The organism is Antarcticimicrobium sediminis, from assembly GCF_004348975.1.
Classification (GTDB): Bacteria; Pseudomonadota; Alphaproteobacteria; order Rhodobacterales; family Rhodobacteraceae; genus Antarcticimicrobium; species Antarcticimicrobium sediminis.
On record NZ_SMFP01000009.1, the window covers coordinates 15,750 to 35,343 of the forward strand.

Below are 19,594 nucleotides of genomic sequence, written 5' to 3' on the forward strand. Positions count from 1 at the left end.
CCCCAAAACCCAAATCCGAGCGTTCATTGACGATATCTCCCAAAAGCTTCTGCTACAGGATTAAGGTACTCTCGTTCGGATGTAAAACCGGTCCACACTATGATGCGAGACCTGTCGCTCATTTGCCGGTCGCGAGGCCCGTGTGGGGTGCGGATGGCACGCCGCGCCGCGCGCAACAGCGACTGGGCACTTGCCATACCCCTCACAAAGGCCGTGGGAGAGGTCTGGCCGGGGAAGGGGGGCGCAGGGGCATTCTCCGATTTGTGCATCAAAGCCGATCTTGTGTAATCCGCCCCTTTATCGGAGCAAGGAATTCTGGAAGATTGGCGCGACATTTTTGTGAATTTTGCAGCATGAGCCAGACAGCACGATGAACACAGCATGAAGCGGGATGCGGGGGAATTGCGGGTCGATTTCGTCAGCGGCGCGGTCGCGCACCGGCTCCGCTTTGGCGGCGGGCGCGGGCAAGCGCTGGCAAAGGCGATGGGGCTGCGTGCGGGCAAGACGCCGACGATCATCGATGCAACGGCGGGCTTGGGCCGTGACTCGTTTTTATTGGCGTCACTGGGCGTACAGGTCACGATGATCGAGCGGTCAGAAAAGATGTATGCGTTGTTGGCAGACGGCATGGACCGGGCCGCACAAGAGGGCGGCGAGCTGCGCGAGATCATCGGCCGCATGACTCTCTTGCAAGGGGATGCCAAGGACCTGTTGCCCGAGCTGTCTGCGGAGGCGATCCTAGTCGATCCGATGCATCCCGAACGCAAAACCTCGGCGCTGGTGAAGCTTGAATTGCGCCAAGTCCGCGAGATTGTCGGGACGGATGAGGATGCCGTTGATCTGATGCGGGTGGCGCTTGAGGTGGCGCGCAATCGGGTGGTTTTGAAATGGCCCGCGAAGGCCGATCCGATCGCAGGCATACGCAAGTGTTCCCACCAGATATTGGGGAAAACAACGCGTTACGATGTCTTTATGGTGGGATGAAGAAAGGCGGGTGAGCGAGATCAGCCTTGCGACAGATCCCGCTGCGCCCGGAGGGCCCGGGGGGGTAGGCCGAATTCCATTCTGAAGGCACGGGTCATGGCGCTAGGATCGCCATAGCCGCAGCGCACGGCGATCTCGGCCACCGACAGCACCGTAGTCTCGACAAGCCGGCGGACCTCGCGCAGACGCACCGCCCGGTAAAGCGCGCGCGGGCTGATGCCATAGCGGGCCCGGCAGCGCTGCTCCAAGGCTTTGCGCGAGATGCCAAGTTCGGCCGCGATTTCTTCGATCCGGACCGGCGCTTCGATCCGTCGCAGCATCAGCGCCATGGCGGCTTCTGCGGTGCGGCCGGGCAGGGGGGTGGGGCCAGTCGGGGTGGGGCCAGTCCCCGGCACCTCGGTGCTGCCGTCGAGAAACAGCGCCCCCACCTCCAGCCGCATCAAGGCGCCGAAATGCTGTTCGATCAGGCGCAAGACCAGCTCGAAACTGGTCAGCGCACCGCCGCACGACAGGATGTCCCCATCCTCGACCACCCGGTCAGGCAGCACCGAAACCTCGGGAAACCGTTCGGCCAGCGCGATCTGCTCTTCGCGGTGGATCGTTGCCCGCCGCCCGTCCAAAAGCCCCGCGCCCGCCAGCAGCCAACTGCCGGTATCCAGACCGACCAGATGCACAAAACGCTTGCGCGCGCTCCGAAGGGCGCGATGACAAACCGAGGTGTCATGGGTCCGGACATCGTAACTTGGCATCACGAAAAGGTAATCCCCCCCTTCGGCCCGATCGAGCGCACTGTCCACCCGCACGGTCAAGCCGCTCGACGAGCGCACCTCCCCGTCTTGCAGCCCGAAATAGCGCCAGCGATAGCGGATCTCGCCGCTCAGGAAATTCACCGCCCGCAGCGGCTCGATCACGTTGGCAAGGCAGTGATTTGAGAACGCCGGAAGAAGAAGAACGCCGATTTCGAAGGGCGTCGAAGATTTTGTTCTCTTCTGCATGATTTGGGGCCTGTTCTGCATGATCTGTCCAAACGAAACCTCTCAACTTAGCGGCAGTCATTCAAGGGGATGAAGATGAATTTCGGACTGACTGACGAGCAAGAGATGATCGTCTCGACGGTGCGCGGCTTCGTGGAAAACGAGATTTACCCACATGAGGCGCTGGTTGAGAAAACCGGTGAAGTGCCGCAGGAAATCGCGCAGGAGATCAAGCGCAAGGTCATTGACCTTGGCTTTTATGCGTCGAATTTTCCTGAAAGCGTCGGTGGACCCGGATTGAGCCATCTGGAATTTGCGCTGGTCGAGCGCGAGTTGGGCCGTGGTTCCATGGCGCTGACCCATTTCTTTGGACGGCCGCAGAATATCCTCATGGCGTGCCAAGGGGATCAGATCGAGCGCTATCTCATGCCTGCGGTGCGCGGCGAACGCATGGATGCGCTGGCGATGACCGAACCGGATGCGGGATCGGATGTGCGGGGCATGAAATGTTCGGCGGTGCGGGACGGTGGGGACTGGGTGCTGAATGGCTCCAAGCATTTCATCTCTGGCGCGGATCACGCGGATTTCTTCATCGTATTCGTGGCGACGGGCGTGGATGAAACCCCGCGCGGCCCCAAGAAACGCATCACCTGCTTTCTGGTGGATCGCGGGACGCCGGGGTTCGAGGTGGCCAAGGGCTATACCTCGGTGTCGCACCGGGGGTACAAGAATTGTATTCTCTATTTCGACAACTGCCGCCTGTCGGATGCGCAGGTGTTGGGCGTGGTCGACGGTGGCTTTGATGTGATGAACGAATGGCTTTATGCCACCCGCATCACGGTGGCCACCATGGCGGTTGGTCGGGCGCGGCGTGTGTTCGATCATGCGGTGGACTATGCCGCCGGGCGCAACCAGTTCGGGCAACCTATTGCCAAGTTTCAGGGCGTGAGCTTTCAGATCGCCGACATGATCACCGAGATCGACGCTGCGGATTTCCTGACGTTGGGGGCCGCCTGGCGCCTTGATCAGGGATTGCCCGCCAACCGAGAGATTGCCTCGGCCAAGGTCTACGCCTCGGAGATGTTGGCGCGGGTCACAGACGCCACGCTGCAAATCCATGGCGGCATGGGGCTGATGGAGGATTTCCCGATCGAGCGGTTCTGGCGCGATGCGCGGGTCGAGCGGATCTGGGACGGCACCTCGGAAATTCAGCGTCATATCATCAGCCGGGAAATCTTCCGACCGTTGGGAGCCTGAGATGGAGCCGCTGTCCCGGCTGCTGTCTCCGCAGGCCATCGTGGTGATCGGCGGCGGCGCCTGGTGCGCGGCGGTGGTCGCGCAATGCCGTCAAACCGGGTTCACCGGACCGGTCTGGCCGGTGCATCCAACCCGCACCGAAGTGGCGGGGGTGCCCGCCTATCCTTCGCTCGCGGACTTGCCCGGTGTGCCGGATGCGGCCTTTGTCGGTGTCAATCGGGTGGCAACGATCGAGGTGGTGAACGCGCTTGCGGACATGGGCTGTGGCGGCGCTGTCTGCTTTGCTGCCGGATATGCCGAGGCCAGCGCCGAGCTTGCCGACGCAGCCACGTTGCAGGCGCAGCTGGTCGCGGCGGCGGGCCCCATGCGCATCTTGGGGCCGAACTGCTATGGCTTCGTCAATATGCTTGATGGCGCGGCGCTTTGGCCGGATCGGCACGGGCTGTCCCCCGTGGACAGCGGGGTGGCGGTGATCGGGCAGTCCTCGAACGTGTTGATCAACCTGACCATGCAGCAGCGCGGCCTTCCCTTGGCCTGCGTCGTGGCCGTGGGCAATCAGGCCCAATCTTCGATGGCCGATCTTGGCCGGGCGCTGTTGGACGATACGCGCATTACGGCGCTTGGGCTGCACATCGAGGGGATCACGGATCTGGCCGCATTCGAGGCGCTGGCAGAGCATGCGCGCGCGCTGGGCAAGCCTATCGTCGCGCTCAAGGTCGGCAGTTCGAAACAGGCGCAGGCGGCGGTGGTGTCCCATACGGCGTCTTTGGTGGGCAGTGACGCGGGCGCAAGGGCGCTGCTGACACGGTTTGGTATCGCACAGGTCGAGACCCCCGCCGAACTGGTGGAAACACTGAAGCTTTGTCACCTGACCGGCGGGCTGCCAAGCGGAACCGTGGCCTCTGCTTCCTGCTCCGGGGGCGAGGCCTCGCTGATGGCCGATCTCGGGGAACGTGCCGGGCTTGAATTCCCGCCGCTCACCCCCGCACAGGCCAAGGCGCTGCGTGCGGTGCTTGGGCCGAAAGTCGCGCTGGCCAATCCGCTCGATTACAACACCTATATCTGGGGCGACGAGGCGGCCCTGACGGCCTGTTTCACGGCCTTGGGGCTGGGCGATCAGGCGTTGACCTGTGTCGTGCTTGATCTGCCGCGTCCTGACCGTTTTACCGCGCCCGATTATGACATGGTTATCCATGCGCTGGCGGCGGCGCGCGCGACAAACGGGCGCCCGATGGCAGCGGTGTCGCTGCTGTCTGAGGGGCTGCCCGAAGAGGTCTGTGAGACGCTTATCGCCAACGGCGTCGTGCCGCTTTGCGGAATACGCGAGGCGGTGCAGGCCATTGCCGCCGCCGCGGTGTTCGGCGGCGAGACCGCTGAGGTGGGCCCGCTTGCGCGTAAAGTGCTTTTGCCGGGGCCCGACAGCGCCGTGCGGTTGCATGGCGAGGCCGAGGCCAAGGCGTTGCTTTCCGGGGCAGGGTTGGCCGTGCCGCGTGCCTGTCGCGCCACCTCAGCGCAAGAGGCCGGGCAGCGGGCGATCGAAATCGGCTTCCCCGTGGTGCTCAAGGGCGAGGGGGTCGCGCACAAGACCGAGGCCGGGGCCGTGGCGCTGGACCTGATGAGCGCGGACGCGGTCGAGGCTGCGGCGCTTGCCATGCGCTGCGACGGCTATCTGATCGAGGAAATGGTAACCGACACGGTGGCCGAGCTGCTCGTGGGGATCACACGCGATCCGGCGCATGGATTCGTTCTGACCCTGGGGCTTGGTGGGATTTTGACCGAGCTTATCAACGATACGGTGTCCTTGCTGATCCCGTCCACCCGGGACGAGGTGCGTCTGGCGCTGGCCCGGTTGCGCACCGGCGCATTGCTGAGCGGCTACAGGGGCCGCAAGGCGGCGGATATCGAGGCCGTGCTTGATGCGGTGATGATTTTGCAGGGATTTGCCGAAACCCATTGTACAAGGCTTCAGGAACTCGAAATCAATCCGCTCATGTGTCGGCCCTCCGGTGCCGTTGCTGCGGATGCCCTCATCCGGATGGGAGACATCACATGACCAAGAATATCCGTGTGGAGCGCCGAGGCGCGGTGCTGGAGGTGACGCTTGATCGGCCCAAGGCCAATGCCATCGACGCAGCCACCAGCCGCGAGTTGGGCGACACGTTTCTGGCGTTTCGCGACGATCCCGACCTGCGGGTGGCGATCCTTACGGCGGCGGGCGACAAGTTTTTCTGTCCGGGTTGGGATCTGAAAGCGGCCGCAGAGGGCGAGGCGCCGGATTCCGATTATGGCCCCGGTGGCTTTGGCGGCTTGCAAGAGCTGCCCCGGCTCAACAAGCCGGTGATCGCTGCGGTGAACGGGATTTGCTGTGGCGGCGGGCTGGAGCTGGCCTTGGGGGCCGATATTATCCTTGCGGCGGAGCATGCCACCTTTGCCTTGCCCGAAATCCGCTCTGGCACCGTGGCCGATGCTGCAACGCTGAAACTGCCCAAGCGCATCCCCTATCACATCGCGATGGAGCTGTTGTTCACCGGGCGCTGGTTCGATGTGGGTGAGGCCAAGGGGTGGGGGTTGATCAACCGCGTTCTGCCGGCGGATGCGCTGATGAGCGAGGCCCGCAAGATGGCCGATGATCTTGCCGCAGGCCCGCCCTTGGTTTTCGCCGCGATCAAAGAGATCGTGTGCGCGGCTGAGGACATGAAGTTTCAGGACGCCATGAACCGCATCACGACCAGCCAGTTCGAAACCGTAGAACGGCTGTATCGATCCGAAGACCAAAAGGAAGGCGCCCGCGCCTTTGCCGAGAAACGCGATCCGGTCTGGAAAGGCCGCTAAGATCAGGGAAAGACGTCAGATGCCACTCAAGATGCGCCGCAAGGTCTTCATCACCGCCGCCATCACCGGGGCAGGGGCAACCCAGGACAAAAGCCGCCTGGTGCCGCGCTCGCCGCAAGAGATCGCAGAGGCGGCTATCGCCGCCGCCAAAGCCGGGGCCGCGGTGGTGCATTGCCATGTGCGCGATCCCGAGACCGGGGCGGCGGTGCGTGATGTCGAGCTTTATCGCGATCTGACCCGTCGAATCCGCAACGCGGATGTCGATGTGGTGCTGAACCTGACCGCGGGGATCGGCGGGGATCTGACCTTTGGCGATGCCGAAACCCCGATGGATCTGGATGCCTCCGGCACCGACATGATCGGTGCCACCGAACGGCTTGCCCATATCCGGGCCTGCCTGCCCGAGGTGTGCACGCTTGATTGCGGATCGATGAATTTCGGCGATGGCGATTACGTGATGACCAACACCACCAACATGCTGCGTGCCATGGGGCGGCAGATGACCGAACTGGGGGTGAAGCCTGAAATCGAGGCCTTCGATACCGGTCATCTGTGGTTTGCGACGCAGCTTGTGAAAGAGGGCATTCTTGCCGATCCGGCGTTGGTCCAGCTTTGCATGGGCATTCCATGGGGCGCGCCCAATGACCTTCTGACGCTTCTGTCGATGGTGCAGAACGTGCCTGCGGGCTGGACCTGGTCCGCCTTTAGCCTGGGGCGCGATCAAATGCCTTATGTGGCGGCGGCGGCTTTGGCGGGTGGCAATGTGCGCGTGGGGTTGGAGGATAATATCTATCTCGAACGCGGCGTTCTGGCCACCAATGCGCAACTGGTTGAAAAAGCGGTCGGTATTCTCGATCGCATGGGGGTGGGCCTGATGGGCCCGGACGAGGTGCGCGCCGAGCTTGGACTGGTCAAACGGGTGCCGGAGGATCTGGCATGAGCCGGGTTGCAATCATCGGCGGCGGTGTCATCGGTGGCGGTTGGGCGGCGCGGTTTCTTCTGAACGGCTGGGACGTGGCGGTGTTCGACCCGGCCCCGGACGCCGCCCGCAAGATCGCCTCGGTTCTCGACAATGCCAGCCGGTCGCTTCCGGGGATTTACGACCGGGCGCTGCCGGCAAAAGGCAAGCTGACCTTCCACGACACCATCGCGGCTGCGGTCGAAGGCGCCGACTGGGTGCAGGAGAGCGTCTCTGAACGGCTTGATCTCAAGCACGCTGTCTATGCCGAGATTGTCCCCGCGTTGCGCGAGGGCGGTTTTATCGCCTCGTCGACCTCAGGATTCAAAGCGGTTGATCTGGGGGCCAAGGGCGCATCGGTGGTGGTCGTGCATCCGTTCAACCCGGTCTATTTGCTGCCGCTGGTGGAGCTGTCAGGCCCGGCTGATCTGCGCCTGCGCGCTGAACCGGTGGTGCGCGCCCTTGGCATGTACCCGCTGCAGATGGAGGTCGAGATCGACGCCTTTATCGCCAACCGCTTTCAAGAAGCGGTCTGGCGCGAAGCGCTGTGGATGGTGCGCGATGGCATTGCGACCACCGGACAGATTGATGCGGCAATCCACATGGGCTTCGGGCTGAGATGGGCGCAGATGGGTCTGTTCGAGACCTATCGCATCGCCGGGGGTGAGGCCGGCATGGCCAGCTATCTGGAACAATTCGGCCCGTCGTTGTCGTGGCCTTGGTCGCGCCTTACGGATGTGCCCGACCTCGATGATGCCTTGGTCGCCACCATCGCAGCGCAATCGGATAAGCAGGCCGCAGGGCGCAGCGTGCCAGAGCTGGAACGCCTCAGGGACGACAACCTCGTCGCCATCCTGCGCGGCCTGCGCCAGCAGGGCAGCGGCGCCGGAGAGGTGATCCTGGCGCATGAGGCAACCTTGCCGGAGGGCGGTGAAATCGACGGGCTGCCGGTCACAGCAAGCCGTTGCGTGCCGGTCACCTGGACCGATTACAACGGCCACATGAACGAGGCCGCCTATCTGGAACTGGGCAGCTGGGCCACCGATGGGTTGATGCGTATCGTCGGCGCAGGCCCCGATTATATCGCGGCGGGCAAAAGCTTTTTCACCGTGGACAGTCGCATCCGCTATCTCGACGAGGTGCAGTGCGGCGAGAGGTTGAGCGTGACCACGCAGGTGATCGCCGCAGAGGGAAAGAAGATGCGGTTGTTCCACCGGATCATGACCGGCGATGGGCTGGTCGCTACGATCGAGACCCTGCTGCTTCATACCGATCTGACAACCCGGCGGAGTTGCCCGCCCGAGCCTGAGGTGGCCGCGGCGCTGACTCGCCTTGCCCGGGCCCATGACGGGCGTATCGCAGAAGGCTGCGGCGGTGCCGTGGGGGAGCGTCCCTGAATTCCGATCCCCGATGCGGGAAGGGGCCTTCGTGAACGGCTGCTGTTTCGACTTTAGGCCGGCACCTTTGTGCCGGCCTTTATCGTTCTTCCCTAGTGTGGCGCGCTGGGCAGGTCCGGCAGTACGCTGCGAAGATAGGTGAAATGCTGCTCTGCCATGCCGCGATAGGCGCGCCAGCCATCGGCCGTGTTCTGCGCCACCGCATCCGACAACACCGCCAGCGGCGCACCGCTGGAACGCGCGAGGATCAGGGTCTGCGCCGCCTTCTCGAAAAAATAGAGATCTTCGAACGCATCGGCCACGGTCTCGCCCACGATGGTGATGCCGTGATTGCCCATCACCAGCACCTGCTTGTCGCCCAAGGCGTCTGCCAGCCGCTCGCCTTCTTCTTCGGCATCGGCGATGCCGCCGAAGGACAGATCATAGGCGGTCCGCCCGTAAAACCGCGCCGTGTTGTTGTCGATGGGCACCACGGTGGGGTCCTTCAGGCAGGCCAGAGCCGTGGCATAAGGCGAATGCGCGTGCAGGATCACCCGCGCGTTCGGGGCGCGCCGGTGCAGCGTTCCGTGAACGCACCAAGCCGAAGCATCCGGCGCGTCGGGTCGGGACAGGACGTCTGTATCGCGACTGTCCAGATACAGCAGATCCTGCGGCGCAACGGTGGCAAAATGCAGCCAACGCGGGTTCAGAAGGAACTGCTGCCCATCGGTTGAGACTGCGGCGCTGAAATGGTTTCCAACGCTCTCGCTCCAGCCAAGGGCGTGACAGATGCGCAGGGCGTCCGACAGATCCTGCCGCAGCGCGCTGGTGGGATCAGCCCGTATCGCGGGAGCATTCATGCCTTGAACCGCCCCTCGCTCACCAGCGCCCGATAGGTCGAGCGCATCTCGCCCCGATCCACGTAGCAGCCGCGCAGATAGCGATCGCCGCTTGTGGCCTGATAGGCGGCGCGGCCATGCACGATGCGGTGGTTGTCAAACACCATGCATTCCCCGGCGTTCATCAGGAACCGCATCATGTAGCGATCTTCCTGAAGCATCCGACCGAAACGGCAGAACGCCGGGTAATACTCATCAAGCAGCTTTTGGTCGAGATCAAAGATATCGGCCATGTGCTGGCTGATGGTCAGGCCCGAGACTTCGCCATGCTGATCAAGCTCAATCACCGTCTGACGCGATCTGGCATCATAGGTATCATGTTCGCAAAAGAACGGGATCGAGACCTCGCTCAGCAGGCGGAACCCCTCGGGGTCGCGGGTGCGAAAGTCATTGGCCACGGCGACACCGTCGGCATACAGGCTCTCGCCGCCGGCGACGCTATTGGCGCGGCAATGCAGGAACTGCACCCCGGGGGCGTATTCCTCGGCCGGGGTGTCGGTGTGCAGCTCCAGCGCGGCAGCGGTATAGGCCGTATTGGTCGGGTTGATATGGGTCTTCACATCGAAATAGGTGCCAAAGAACGTCGGGCGCACGCTGCCCATGATCTCGGCGGTCTCGGTCAGGCCCTGATCGCTGTCCGGCATATCGGTGAGAATGGTGAACCCATGCACCAGCATCGCCTCCATCCAGGCGGCGCGGGTGGTTGGGTCGGCAAGCAGCCGGGGCTGCGAAAACCGCGGCACATCCGCGTAGTGGTCGCCATACCAGGCTTGGCGCGGCAAGTCGGCCGGATCGGGGCGCGAGTTGCCGGTGCTATAGGTTTCAAGCCAACCCAGCGGCATCCGGGTGACATGATCCTCGCCCGTCCAATCGATCACCAGAACGTCGCCCTCGACCTCGGCGCGGGCCGGAACCGGCGCGCTGTCCAGGTGGAAGATGTCAAAGCTGCGCTCGCGGGTAACCGGGCTGAACGAACTGGGGCAATTGTCCCGCAGCCAATAGTAGTTGAAGTAATGCGTCTTGCCATCCCCGAGGGTGATGTCGAGTCCGCGCTCGCCGAGGGTGACAAGGGGCGAGGCTGCTACGGGATAAGTGATTGTATTCATCTGGTTGATCGCATCTGACTGAGGGGATGAAAGGGGGTCGCGCCCCGGATGATTTCACGAATTTCCCCGCGCAGGCAGATCTGTTACGATGAACTCAATATAACCCACTGATTAAGTTATCGCCGCATGAAACGCCTGCCGCCCCTTCGTTTGCTCGTCACGTTCGAGGCGTTCTCTCGTCATGGCTCCATGCGGGAGGCTGCGGCCTATCTGAATGTGACGCAACCGGCGGTCAGTCAGGCCTTGCGCGCATTGGAAGACTACGTCGAGGTGCCGCTGATCGACCGGTCTGTCCGCCCTGCGGGGCTAACCGAGACCGGCGATCTGTTGGCGCGGGCGGTGCGCGAAGGGCTTGGCCGGATCGCGACAACGCTGGAGGATATCCGGGCCTTGCATGCGGGTGGGGAACGTCAGGTCACGGTGTCCTGCACCTTGGGCGTGGCGACCTATTGGCTGATGCCGCGGCTGCCGGGGTTTTATGCCTGCCATCCGGACATCACCGTGAATGTGCAAGCCCCCGCCACCGATCTGCCGGTGCTGGCCCCGGGGGTGGATGTGGCCTTTCGCTATGGCACCGGAGGCTGGCGCGAGGGGCGCACCACAAAGCTTTTTGATGAACGGGTCTGCCCGGTCGGCGCACCGGCGCTGATCGAGCGGTTGCTGGCCGAGGGCGCGCGGATGGAAACCGCGCCGCTTATTCATGTGCGCAGCCCGCACAGCCAGCACTGGGCCGGCTGGGAGGATTATCTGCAAGCCCGTGGCATCGAGCTGCCGCGCAGTGGCGGGCAGAGCTTCAACAATTATGTGCAGGCGGCGCAGACCGTGTTGGCCGGGCGCGGGCTCATGCTGGGCTGGAAATCGATCACCGGACGCGCCGTGCGCGAGGGGGCGCTGCGCTGCTGGCCGGGCGGAGAGATCGATCTTGGCACCGCCTATTACGTCACCACCCCCACCCATCCGTCTCAGGATACGCATACCTTTCTGGAGTGGGTCACCGCAGAGGTTGAAGCGCAGTAACCCCCGGTCACGGCTGGAGGGCAGGTCGCTTGCAGACCCCTCAGGCGCTGGGTCGGGCGGGCCTATTGAGTCCCGGCGGCTTTCAATGCGGCGACCTTCTCGGGCCCGATGATGGTGCTGACGCCCCATCGGACAAGCGCGACGGCCTTTTCCCGCGCCATGTTTTCATCGCTTGCGCGGCGCAGCCAAAGCCCGTCGATCTGCGCGCCGATGATATAGCTCAGCTGTTCCGCGGTCCCATGATCGAGAACCGGCACCACAGCCGAGATGACATTGGAGGCGAGCCGCGCATAGAACACCTGCTGCAGGCGCGCAAAGCGTGGGTCCTGTCGCGAGGCGGCACAGATCGACAGCCAGGCCGAGGCTGTCGCGCTCTCAAAATGGCTGAGGGGAAAGTTGCCCTCGATAATCCCGTTCAACCGATCCCAGCGGGTCTTTGCATCGCGCATGTTCGCGACCACCTGCGCCAACAGGACCCGGTTGTTCTTGCGGACCATGGCAAAGAGCACCTCGTCCTTGCCCGAGAAGTAATAGGCCAGAATCCCCTGCGACATCCCGGCTTCCTTGCAGATCCGGGTGGTCGTTAGACCGCCGAGCCCATGCTGCAGGAACACCCGGTGCGCGGCGTCGATAAGTTCCTGACGTCGCAGATCCTCGATGCGCGTCCGGCCGATGGGCCTGCGGGCCGCAGGGATGATCTTGTCGCGCATGGCAGTCCTCAACAAATTCAGCTTTTTCTCAGCATCCGGTCCGCGATAATGGCAAGCAAGGCGATTGACAGGCCCGAGACGAAACCGAGACCAGAGTTTGCGTTCCCGAGCGCGACATAAACCTGTTGCCCCAGATCGCGGGTTCCGACAAGGGCCGCAATGACCAGCATCGAGATCGCGTACATGATGGTCTGGTTGATCCCGAGCCGGATCGCCGGCCCCGCCAGCGGCAGCTTGACGTCGCGCAGTAATTGCCAGCGGTTGGCCCCCATCTGCACCGCCGCTTCCGTCAGGTGTCCGGGGACACCTCGCAGGCCGTGTTCCACGTATCTGATCGGCGGCACGATCGCGTAAAGTACAATCGCGATCAGCGCGGTGAACTCGCCGACCCGGAACAGCATCAGCGCCGGGATCAGGAAGACAAACTGCGGCAGGGTTTGCAGCGTGTCGCTGATGGGGCGAACGATCCTTGAAACCCGGTCATTCTCGGCCGCTGCGATGCCGATCATGCCGCCGATCACGACGCAGATCGATACCGCGATTGCGGTCAGGTAGAGCGACTGCACAAAGGGCTGCCACATGCCCGACAGCAGGATCATCAGGGTCGCGATGAGCACCACCGCGACAAGGCCAAGGCCCCGAACCTGAGCGGCCCCCAACAGTGCGATGATCACCACGCAGGGCCAGGGAAACTGCGCCAGCCCGGTATAGCATACAAGCCCGGCGAAAAGGGCCAGCAGAGCCCAGGCCGGACGGCGAAACAGCAGCAGGGCGGTCCCGGCTATTGCGATGCAATACACCGCAATCATCCAGGGCTGCAGCGTGAAGCCCCAGACCATCGGGCTCGCCGATGCGGCAAATCCGATCCTCAGCGGCAGGATGACGCCATAGTTCAGCGCGTCGCGCAGGGCCGAGAAGACCGGATCGCTCCAGCGCACGAAGTCCAGCAGTTGAGCGTCCAAGGCTTTCGCCGTGGCAAATCCCACCCCCGGCGGCAACAGGTCCAGCCCGGGCAGCGCCAGCCGCAAAACCACGGCAAGGCAGAGCACCACGCCCAAGACAGCTGCCAAGGCGCGGTCAGGCAGCAGTTGCACACCATTGGGGGACCCAGTCGCCAAAGCGCGGGTGATCCGGTCCAGCGTGACAGCCAGAGCGACGATGACAACACCGGCCAGAAGGCTGCGGCCAAGCTCTGCCGAGCGCATGGCGGACAGCACTTCCCAGCCGATATCGTTGAAGCCACCGATGATCGCCACGATGATCACCATGCTCAGCGAGGCCATGGTCGTCTGGTTGACGCCGACCAGAAGCTGACGCGCCGCGGCGGGGAGCTTTGCGGTCCAGAACAACTGGGTTGGGGTCGCCCCACTCATCACGGCGGCTTCCAAGGTGACCACGGGCACCTCGCGCAGGCCGACGATGGTGTTGCGCGCCATCGGCGGGATCGCGAAGATGACGCTTGCGATCATGCCCGCTGCGGGGCCGAAGCCGAAGACGATCAGCAGCGGGATCAGGTAGGCAAAGGCGGGAAAGGTCTGCATCAGGTCAAGCAGCGCAGTCAACGGGCCCTCCAGCCGTGGCCAGCGATGCCCCGCAGCACCAAGGGCGAAACCGATCAGGATCGCGGGCGGCAGCGACAGCAGTACGATGGCGAAGGTATTCATCGTTTGCGGCCAATAACCGACCGCGACGATGTAGATCTGCGTCACCATGGCAAACACCGCAAACCCCGGCCCGGCCATGCGCAGTGCGACCAGAAACAGCAGGAATGCGAAGGCGGGCCAAGGCACAAACAGCAGGAAATCGCGCAGCCACCTGAGCGGAATATCAATCCCCGAGGCGAACCCCCGACCCAGCGGCTGGAGTGTCGAGAACACCGGGTTCAGGACAAGGTTCGCCCAGTCGGCCAGCGGCAATTGCAGGTCGCGGGGAAAGGCGGCGATCCAGGGCAACAGCGGCGCCAGCAGGACCAAGGCGAGGCAGACGAAGAGCGCAAGGCTCCAGAGCGCGGTGCCCGAAAGGCGGAGTCTGGACATCATGTCAGGCCCCATCCGTCCCATCGTTTTGCCGCGCCAGAATGCGCAGAACGCGGGCGGCGGACAGGGTGCCACCACCATATTTTCCGGCAGGCAGGACAGAGAACTCGGTTGTTCCGGTGGCGATATCGGCCAGCAAAGCCTCCACCGGCTGGTCTGCGGCGACCTCGCGCGCGCCGGTGGTGTCTTGCCCTGGTTCGGCGATATCGCCGACGCGCAGGATGCTGGACGGTGAGATATCCGCGGTGAACTTGGCGACATAGTCATCGGCGGGCCGCAGCAAAAGATCCGCCGGAGTCCCGATCTGGATGATGCGACCGTCGCGCAGGATCGCAATCCGGTCGGCCAGACGGCAGGCTTCGGCGATGTCGTGGGTGATGAAAACGATGGTCTTGTGCAGGCGCCGCTGCAGGTCGAGGAATTCATCCTGCATCTGGCGCCGGATCATGGGGTCGAGCGCCGAAAAGGGCTCGTCCAGAAACCAGAGGTCGGGCTCCACCGCCAAGCTGCGCGCGATGCCGACGCGCTGCTGCTGGCCGCCGGACAGTCGGTGGGGCAGGGCGTCTTCCCGCCCCTCGAGGCCAACAAGAGAAATCATCTGCCGGGCGCGCGCCTCGCGCTCTGATCGGGTCAGCCCCTGAAGCTTCAGCGGATAGGCCACGTTGTCCAGAACGTTCAGGTGCGGCATCAGACCGAAGTTCTGGAACACCATCCCCATTTTGTGGCGACGGATGTTGATCAGATCCCGGGGCTTGGCCGCCATCAGGTCTTCACCGTCCAGCCGCACCTCGCCGAACTCGGCGTCGATCAGCCGCGTGAGACAGCGGATCAGCGTCGATTTGCCCGACCCGGACAGCCCCATGATGACGAATATCTCGCCCTCGTGAACCTCAAAGCTGGCATCCATCAAAGCTGGAATACGACCGGTCGCCCGCAAGGCTTGCGCAAAATCTTCGGGATCGGCCCCCGGGCCTGGCGCCAAGTCGCGCTTCAGCGGGGGGCCGTAGATTTTCCAAAGGTTCCGGCAAGCGATCTTGACGGGCTGTGGGCCTGGTTTCGCAGCGAGAGAGGGACGCATTGGGGCTCCGTTCGTGGGGACGCGGGTCGGGCGAAGGATGATCGCCTTAGTCGAGCGCGGCGTCGAGCCAAGGCTGCCAGACGTCCTGGTTTTCCGCAATCCAACCGGCGGCGACGTCTTCTAGAGAGTCGCCTTTTTCAAGGACTGCAGCCATCATCCGCTCCTGATCTGGGGACATCACCTGAAACTGTTTCAGGATCTCATAGCCGGCCGGCCACTTGTCCTTGAACCCAGACCAGACCACCTTTTCGACCTCGGGCGGCTGGATGCAGTCGTCCGGATCATCGCTGGTGCAGGGGGGCATATCGACCCAACCGACCTTGATCTCGGACAGAACGTGGTGCGGCGCCCAGAACATAAGCAACAGCGGGCTTTGCGTCGCCTCGGCGGCGCGCAGTTCGGCCAGCATCGCACCTTCAGACCCGGCCGGGATCGCGGTCAGGGGGAGGGCGTTGTCGGCGATGATTTCCCCACTCCGCGAACCCCAGTCGGCGGGATAGTCCAGCAAGCGCCCGTTTGGCAGCGTGTCGGTGGTTGTCAGCGCGGTGACACAGGCAGGGTCCTGCAGCGCGGTCCAGTCCGGCAGCCCGGGACAGATCTGTTCCATGAACTTGGGATAGGCCCAGCCTTCGCGGGTTTCGAGCCCAAGCGAGCCTATGTTCTCGATATCGCCAGCCTCGAGCGCCCGCGGATAGATATCTCCGACGTTGTTGCTCCAGATCTCGATGGTGGCGCTCAGGGTGCCGTCTGACAGCCCCGAATATTGCGGAAAGCTGCCTGCCGGCACGTATTCGACCGAATAGCCGGCCTTGGTCAGCACCATGCCGGCCAGTTGCGTTGACAACTGCGCCCCGGTCCATTCCAGCACGGCAAGCTTGATGGGGGTGTCGACATCGCCAAGCTCGGCGGCGGACGCGCCCCCTGCGGCAAGCATGGCGGCCAAGGCGATAGCAGAGGTGGCGGCACGTGGTTTCGAAATCTTACGCATGTTTTCCAATTCCTGTTGGTGTGTTTTCATGGGATCGCGATTTTGGGCCCAAAGGATCAAAATCGGATCACGTAGCGGGCCGGGGCTGTGCCGTCGGCCAGTTCACGCAGCGCGCGGCTGGCCTCGCCAAGCAGTATCTCTGTGACTGTAGAGCTGAGCGGATCGGTCTTTTGCGCCTGCATCACCGCATCCATCTGCGGCATCGTCCCGACCGAGGTTCCGGTGATGGTGATCCCAGAACCGGTCAGCCATTCCTGATTGAGCGACACCGGATCGGAGACCATTGCCGCAGCGATCACCCGTCCGAGAGGGCGCACCATGTCCAGCATTGGCTGCCAGGTCGCGGTTGTCGGCGCAAAGTTTATGCACACATCCGCGCTGGCTCTCAGCTTGTCGATCTCGGCGGCATTCGATGCGTCGACGGTGATCGACGCCCCGTTTTCCTGTGAAAGGGTCCGTTTGGCCGGATCGCGGTCCACCGCGATCACGCGCGCGCCCCGCCGCTTGGCAAGTTGGATCGCATATTGGCCCAGACCACCGCAGCCGAAAACGGCGCAGCATTCGTCCGGCCCCAACGCGGCCCGCTCGATTGCGCCATACGCGGTCAGCCCGGCGCACATCAGCGGCGCCAGCTTGGCAGCGTCGCCATCTGGCACACGGGCGGTGAACTTTGCATTGGTGACGACGTATTGCGCGTAGGTGCCGGGCACATCCAGCCCGTGCGCCCGTTGCGACTGACAGAAGTTCACCAGCCCCGCGCGACATTCGGCGCAGGTTCCGCAGGTGTCGTGAAGCCAGGCGGCCCCAGCTCTTTCGCCGATCGACCAGCCTGTGACCTCGGCCCCTATCGCCTCGACAACGCCGACCCCTTCGTGACCAAGGATGAACGGGTCTGGCCGGGTGTTGAGGGGGTAGCGGCCGGCCCAGACGTGGACGTCCGAATGACAGACGCCCGAGGCCTCCAGACGGAGGAGCAATTGACCGGGGCCGGGGCGGGGTTTGGGAACCCGCTCTACCTTTAGCGGTGATCCGTAGTCGTGAAGGACGGCGGCCAGCATGGTCTCGGTCAAGGGGCGTTCTCCGTGGCTTTTCAAGGTGCGCATCGGATCCGGAACATGTCCCCAGACCCGTCGTTTGAAGCTAGATACAATAAATTGTTAGATAAAACAAATTTTTGAATGGACTAATATTTTCGGGCCTTTTTGCGCCCGCTTTGGTGAAGCTTCGAAACCCGGGCTGTTTTTGAAAATACTGGAGTTAAAACAGGGTTTTGCACATCGCCTTCAAGGGCGACCCATCGCCAGCTTCTGACCCGTCTTGCCTGTAAAATCCGTTCGTCTGAAGAGGGGGCTCTCACCGCGACGGAGCAGACGCGCGCGAAAGAACGGGGCTGCCGAGGCGCAAAGGATCGGGAAAGGTAAATACCGAGAGGGGCAAAGACCGGGGCGCGACCTGTGCCAACGGCCAGCCGACAGGTGCCCGCGTTCCTGATGTCGTTGGACCATTTGGAGCGACCGCCCCGCGATAGACCTTCATGATGGCACGGGCTGGCAATGCGACCCCCGCCACGCAGGTCATCAAGGGGGCGCCGGATCTTCCGTCGATACCCTTCCGGTGAGAAGGGTTCGGCGCTGACCTATTTGATATGGATCAAGGCGCATATGCTGATTAGCGCATAAGTAAACCTATGCAAGAGATTCTGAACGCCCTTTGTGAGTCGACCCGCCGCGCCGCCCTTGCCATCATCTGGGACGGGGGCGAGCATTGCGTCTGTGAACTGATGGAGCGCCTTGACGTCAGTCAGAGCCGCATGTCGCGCCATATGAAAGTGCTGCGCGAAGCGGGCCTCGTTCTTGACCGGCGTGATGCGCAATGGGTGCGCTTTCGGCGCAATCCCGATCTTGCCCCAGAAATCATGACGGTCATTACCGCCGTGTTGGCAGCTGAAAAATCACTCGAACAGGAAATGGCATGACCACAGAAACCCACAATATCCCCCCTCAACGCGGCGTGCCGGACTGGCTCTGGTATGTGGGGGTTCCCGTCGCGGCTGTCGTCTTGTGGCTGGTCTACGGGCAATTGATCCCGGTCTCGGAATGGGTCACCTCGCTGTTTCCGGTTGAGCGTAACAGTCACACCGGGCAGGCCATCGCGTTTTTCGCCTATGACGTGCCCAAGGTGCTGTTGTTGCTGACCGGTATCGTCTTTGTCACCGGCGTGCTGCGCAGTTGGTTCAGCCCGGAAAAGACCCGCGCCATTCTGGCGGGCAAACGTCAAATCTGGGGCTATCCGCTGGCGGCATTTCTGGGCGTGCTGACGCCGTTCTGCTCCTGCTCTTCCGTGCCGTTGTTCATCGGCTTCGTCTCGGCGGGCATTCCGCTGGGGGTGACGTTTTCGTTCCTGATCGCCGGGCCGATGGTCGGGCCGGTGGGCCTTGGGCTGCTGTATGGTCTGGTTGGCTGGAAAATCGCCACGATCTATCTGGTGTTCGGATTCTCCATCGCCACCTTGGCGGGCTATGTGATGGGCAAGATGGGGTTGGAGCGGTATCTGCAAGACTGGGTGCGCGAGATGAATGCCGGCCCTGTCGGCGATCTTCTGGACGAAAAGATGACTTTGGTCGATCGGCTGAAGGTCGGGCTTGAGCAGGTGCGGGAAATTGTCGGGAAGGTCTGGATCTGGGTGCTTGCCGGTATCGCGCTGGGCGCGGCGATCCATGGCTATGTCCCCGAGGCGATGATGCTCAAGATCATGGGCGGCGACGCTTGGTGGTCGGTGCCTGCGGCCGTGGTGATCGGCGTGCCGATGTACACCAACGCCGCCGGTGTCATTCCCATCGTCGAGGCGCTTTTGGGCAAGGGCGCGGCGCTTGGCACAACGCTGGCCTTCATGATGTCGGTGATCGCGCTGTCGCTGCCGGAAATGATTATCCTCAAGCAGGTGCTGACGCTTCGGTTGATCGCCATCTTCATCGCGGTTGTTGCCTCGGGCATCCTTGCCACCGGCTTTCTGTTCAACTTTCTTCTCTGACGCCTCTGGTCAGGTTCACATTCTGACGACCGGTCTTCCGGTCGACCCAATCTCCTGAAAGGACACATCATGAAAACCATCAAGATCTACGGCCCCGGCTGCAAACGCTGTGAAGCCACCGAAGCCATGGTGCGCGCAGCAGGTGCCAAGCTGGGCGTTGAGCTCGACGTGGAAAAGGTCACCGATGCCAAATCCATCGCCATGGCGGGTGTCATGTCCACGCCGGGGGTCTCGGTGGACGGGAAACTGGTGCATGCCGGTGGCCTGCCAGACGAGACCAAGCTGGAGCAATGGCTTACCGCATGAGCCAGCGGGGCGGTGCGCCCCTTGCCCGCTGACGTACGGCGGC

General features: G+C 63.1%; 18 protein-coding genes. 10 read left to right on the top strand and 8 right to left on the bottom strand.

Annotated features, from left to right (window positions below; all coding sequences use genetic code 11):
* The first annotated feature begins 381 nt into the window (after positions 1–381).
* Entirely contained in the window at positions 382–984 is a 603-nt protein-coding gene (locus E1B25_RS13820) for a class I SAM-dependent methyltransferase (RefSeq protein ID WP_132830105.1), read from the top strand.
* A gap of 20 nt (positions 985–1,004) precedes the next feature.
* Here the strand turns inward: E1B25_RS13820 and E1B25_RS13825 are convergent, their stop codons facing one another.
* Positions 1,005–1,979, bottom strand: coding sequence for a GlxA family transcriptional regulator (locus E1B25_RS13825; protein WP_132830106.1), 975 nt, complete (start codon positions 1,977–1,979; stop codon positions 1,005–1,007).
* Positions 1,980–2,054: 75 nt separating this feature from the next.
* Between E1B25_RS13825 and E1B25_RS13830 the strand changes: the two genes are divergently transcribed.
* Genes E1B25_RS13830 through E1B25_RS13850 form a run of 5 tightly spaced genes read left to right on the top strand, consistent with a single transcriptional unit; the run spans position 2,055 to position 8,402 of the window.
* The gene (locus E1B25_RS13830; RefSeq protein WP_132830107.1) at positions 2,055–3,215 is read left to right on the top strand and encodes an acyl-CoA dehydrogenase family protein; all 1,161 of its coding nucleotides are present in this window, start codon (positions 2,055–2,057) and stop codon (positions 3,213–3,215) included.
* A 1-nt stretch (position 3,216) separates the two neighbouring features.
* Positions 3,217–5,268: an acetate--CoA ligase family protein gene (locus E1B25_RS13835; protein WP_132830108.1), complete on the top strand. Its 2,052-nt coding sequence runs from the start codon at positions 3,217–3,219 to the stop codon at positions 5,266–5,268.
* On the top strand, positions 5,265–6,047 hold the full coding sequence (locus E1B25_RS13840; RefSeq protein ID WP_132830109.1) for a carnitinyl-CoA dehydratase: 783 nt from the start codon (positions 5,265–5,267) through the stop codon (positions 6,045–6,047). Before E1B25_RS13835 ends, E1B25_RS13840 begins: the two co-directional genes overlap by 4 nt.
* A gap of 19 nt (positions 6,048–6,066) precedes the next feature.
* Positions 6,067–6,987, top strand: a complete 921-nt coding sequence (locus E1B25_RS13845) for a beta-keto acid cleavage family enzyme (RefSeq protein ID WP_132830110.1) — start codon at positions 6,067–6,069, stop codon at positions 6,985–6,987.
* Positions 6,984–8,402 (top strand): carnitine 3-dehydrogenase, encoded by a 1,419-nt coding sequence (locus E1B25_RS13850; RefSeq protein WP_132830111.1) that lies wholly within the window; start codon positions 6,984–6,986, stop codon positions 8,400–8,402. The genes E1B25_RS13845 and E1B25_RS13850 overlap by 4 nt, the downstream gene beginning before the upstream one ends.
* Positions 8,403–8,494: 92 nt before the next feature.
* Here E1B25_RS13850 and E1B25_RS13855 read toward each other — a convergent pair whose 3' ends face one another.
* Together E1B25_RS13855 and E1B25_RS13860 are read right to left on the bottom strand one after the other, a co-directional pair.
* Positions 8,495–9,241, bottom strand: coding sequence for a class II aldolase/adducin family protein (locus E1B25_RS13855; RefSeq protein WP_132830112.1), 747 nt, complete (start codon positions 9,239–9,241; stop codon positions 8,495–8,497).
* The gene (locus tag E1B25_RS13860; protein ID WP_132830113.1) at positions 9,238–10,386 is read right to left on the bottom strand and encodes a TauD/TfdA family dioxygenase; all 1,149 of its coding nucleotides are present in this window, start codon (positions 10,384–10,386) and stop codon (positions 9,238–9,240) included. Before E1B25_RS13860 ends, E1B25_RS13855 begins: the two co-directional genes overlap by 4 nt.
* A gap of 126 nt (positions 10,387–10,512) precedes the next feature.
* On the opposite strand from E1B25_RS13860, the gene E1B25_RS13865 reads away from it, so the two are divergent.
* The gene (locus tag E1B25_RS13865; RefSeq protein WP_132830114.1) at positions 10,513–11,403 is read left to right on the top strand and encodes a LysR substrate-binding domain-containing protein; all 891 of its coding nucleotides are present in this window, start codon (positions 10,513–10,515) and stop codon (positions 11,401–11,403) included.
* A 62-nt stretch (positions 11,404–11,465) separates the two neighbouring features.
* Here the strand turns inward: E1B25_RS13865 and betI are convergent, their stop codons facing one another.
* The 5 genes from betI to E1B25_RS13890 all read right to left on the bottom strand — a co-directional run bounded on the left by betI (position 11,466) and on the right by E1B25_RS13890 (position 17,285).
* Positions 11,466–12,113 (bottom strand): transcriptional regulator BetI, encoded by a 648-nt coding sequence (gene betI / locus E1B25_RS13870; RefSeq protein ID WP_132830115.1) that lies wholly within the window; start codon positions 12,111–12,113, stop codon positions 11,466–11,468.
* Between the two features lie 17 nt (positions 12,114–12,130).
* A complete protein-coding gene (locus E1B25_RS13875) occupies positions 12,131–14,152 on the bottom strand; it encodes an ABC transporter permease (protein WP_165937621.1) in 2,022 nt (673 codons plus the stop codon).
* A 1-nt stretch (position 14,153) separates the two neighbouring features.
* A complete protein-coding gene (locus E1B25_RS13880; RefSeq protein ID WP_425358936.1) occupies positions 14,154–15,131 on the bottom strand; it encodes a quaternary amine ABC transporter ATP-binding protein in 978 nt (325 codons plus the stop codon).
* A 142-nt stretch (positions 15,132–15,273) separates the two neighbouring features.
* Positions 15,274–16,215: an ABC transporter substrate-binding protein gene (locus E1B25_RS13885; protein WP_132830118.1), complete on the bottom strand. Its 942-nt coding sequence runs from the start codon at positions 16,213–16,215 to the stop codon at positions 15,274–15,276.
* A gap of 56 nt (positions 16,216–16,271) precedes the next feature.
* Positions 16,272–17,285, bottom strand: coding sequence for an alcohol dehydrogenase catalytic domain-containing protein (locus tag E1B25_RS13890; RefSeq protein ID WP_132830119.1), 1,014 nt, complete (start codon positions 17,283–17,285; stop codon positions 16,272–16,274).
* Between the two features lie 617 nt (positions 17,286–17,902).
* Between E1B25_RS13890 and E1B25_RS13895 the strand changes: the two genes are divergently transcribed.
* The 3 genes from E1B25_RS13895 to E1B25_RS13905 all read left to right on the top strand — a co-directional run bounded on the left by E1B25_RS13895 (position 17,903) and on the right by E1B25_RS13905 (position 19,551).
* Positions 17,903–18,190 carry an ArsR/SmtB family transcription factor gene (locus E1B25_RS13895; RefSeq protein ID WP_132830120.1) on the top strand — a complete coding sequence of 96 codons (288 nt, stop codon included), beginning with the start codon at positions 17,903–17,905 and terminating at the stop codon, positions 18,188–18,190.
* Complete coding sequence (locus E1B25_RS13900; protein WP_132830121.1) at positions 18,187–19,245, top strand: permease; 1,059 nt, start codon at positions 18,187–18,189, stop codon at positions 19,243–19,245. The genes E1B25_RS13895 and E1B25_RS13900 overlap by 4 nt, the downstream gene beginning before the upstream one ends.
* Positions 19,246–19,314: 69 nt before the next feature.
* Positions 19,315–19,551 (top strand): thioredoxin family protein, encoded by a 237-nt coding sequence (locus tag E1B25_RS13905; protein ID WP_132830122.1) that lies wholly within the window; start codon positions 19,315–19,317, stop codon positions 19,549–19,551.
* Positions 19,552–19,594: the final 43 nt, after the last annotated feature.

Bases quoted from the DNA above. Each gene is read 5' to 3' on its own strand.
- E1B25_RS13855 (WP_132830112.1), bottom strand. From the start codon at position 9,241: ATGAATGCTCCCGCGATACGGGCTGATCCCACCAGCGCGCTGCGGCAG.
- E1B25_RS13885 (WP_132830118.1), bottom strand. From the start codon at position 16,215: ATGCGTAAGATTTCGAAACCACGTGCCGCCACCTCTGCTATCGCCTTG.
- E1B25_RS13875 (WP_165937621.1), bottom strand. From the start codon at position 14,152: ATGATGTCCAGACTCCGCCTTTCGGGCACCGCGCTCTGGAGCCTTGCG.
- E1B25_RS13860 (WP_132830113.1), bottom strand. From the start codon at position 10,386: ATGAATACAATCACTTATCCCGTAGCAGCCTCGCCCCTTGTCACCCTC.
- E1B25_RS13850 (WP_132830111.1), top strand. From the start codon at position 6,984: ATGAGCCGGGTTGCAATCATCGGCGGCGGTGTCATCGGTGGCGGTTGG.
- E1B25_RS13835 (WP_132830108.1), top strand. From the start codon at position 3,217: ATGGAGCCGCTGTCCCGGCTGCTGTCTCCGCAGGCCATCGTGGTGATC.
- E1B25_RS13905 (WP_132830122.1), top strand. From the start codon at position 19,315: ATGAAAACCATCAAGATCTACGGCCCCGGCTGCAAACGCTGTGAAGCC.
- E1B25_RS13900 (WP_132830121.1), top strand. From the start codon at position 18,187: ATGACCACAGAAACCCACAATATCCCCCCTCAACGCGGCGTGCCGGAC.
- E1B25_RS13820 (WP_132830105.1), top strand. From the start codon at position 382: ATGAAGCGGGATGCGGGGGAATTGCGGGTCGATTTCGTCAGCGGCGCG.
- E1B25_RS13830 (WP_132830107.1), top strand. From the start codon at position 2,055: ATGAATTTCGGACTGACTGACGAGCAAGAGATGATCGTCTCGACGGTG.
- E1B25_RS13845 (WP_132830110.1), top strand. From the start codon at position 6,067: ATGCCACTCAAGATGCGCCGCAAGGTCTTCATCACCGCCGCCATCACC.
- E1B25_RS13825 (WP_132830106.1), bottom strand. From the start codon at position 1,979: ATGCAGAAGAGAACAAAATCTTCGACGCCCTTCGAAATCGGCGTTCTT.
- E1B25_RS13865 (WP_132830114.1), top strand. From the start codon at position 10,513: ATGAAACGCCTGCCGCCCCTTCGTTTGCTCGTCACGTTCGAGGCGTTC.
- E1B25_RS13840 (WP_132830109.1), top strand. From the start codon at position 5,265: ATGACCAAGAATATCCGTGTGGAGCGCCGAGGCGCGGTGCTGGAGGTG.
- betI (WP_132830115.1), bottom strand. From the start codon at position 12,113: ATGCGCGACAAGATCATCCCTGCGGCCCGCAGGCCCATCGGCCGGACG.
- E1B25_RS13895 (WP_132830120.1), top strand. From the start codon at position 17,903: ATGCAAGAGATTCTGAACGCCCTTTGTGAGTCGACCCGCCGCGCCGCC.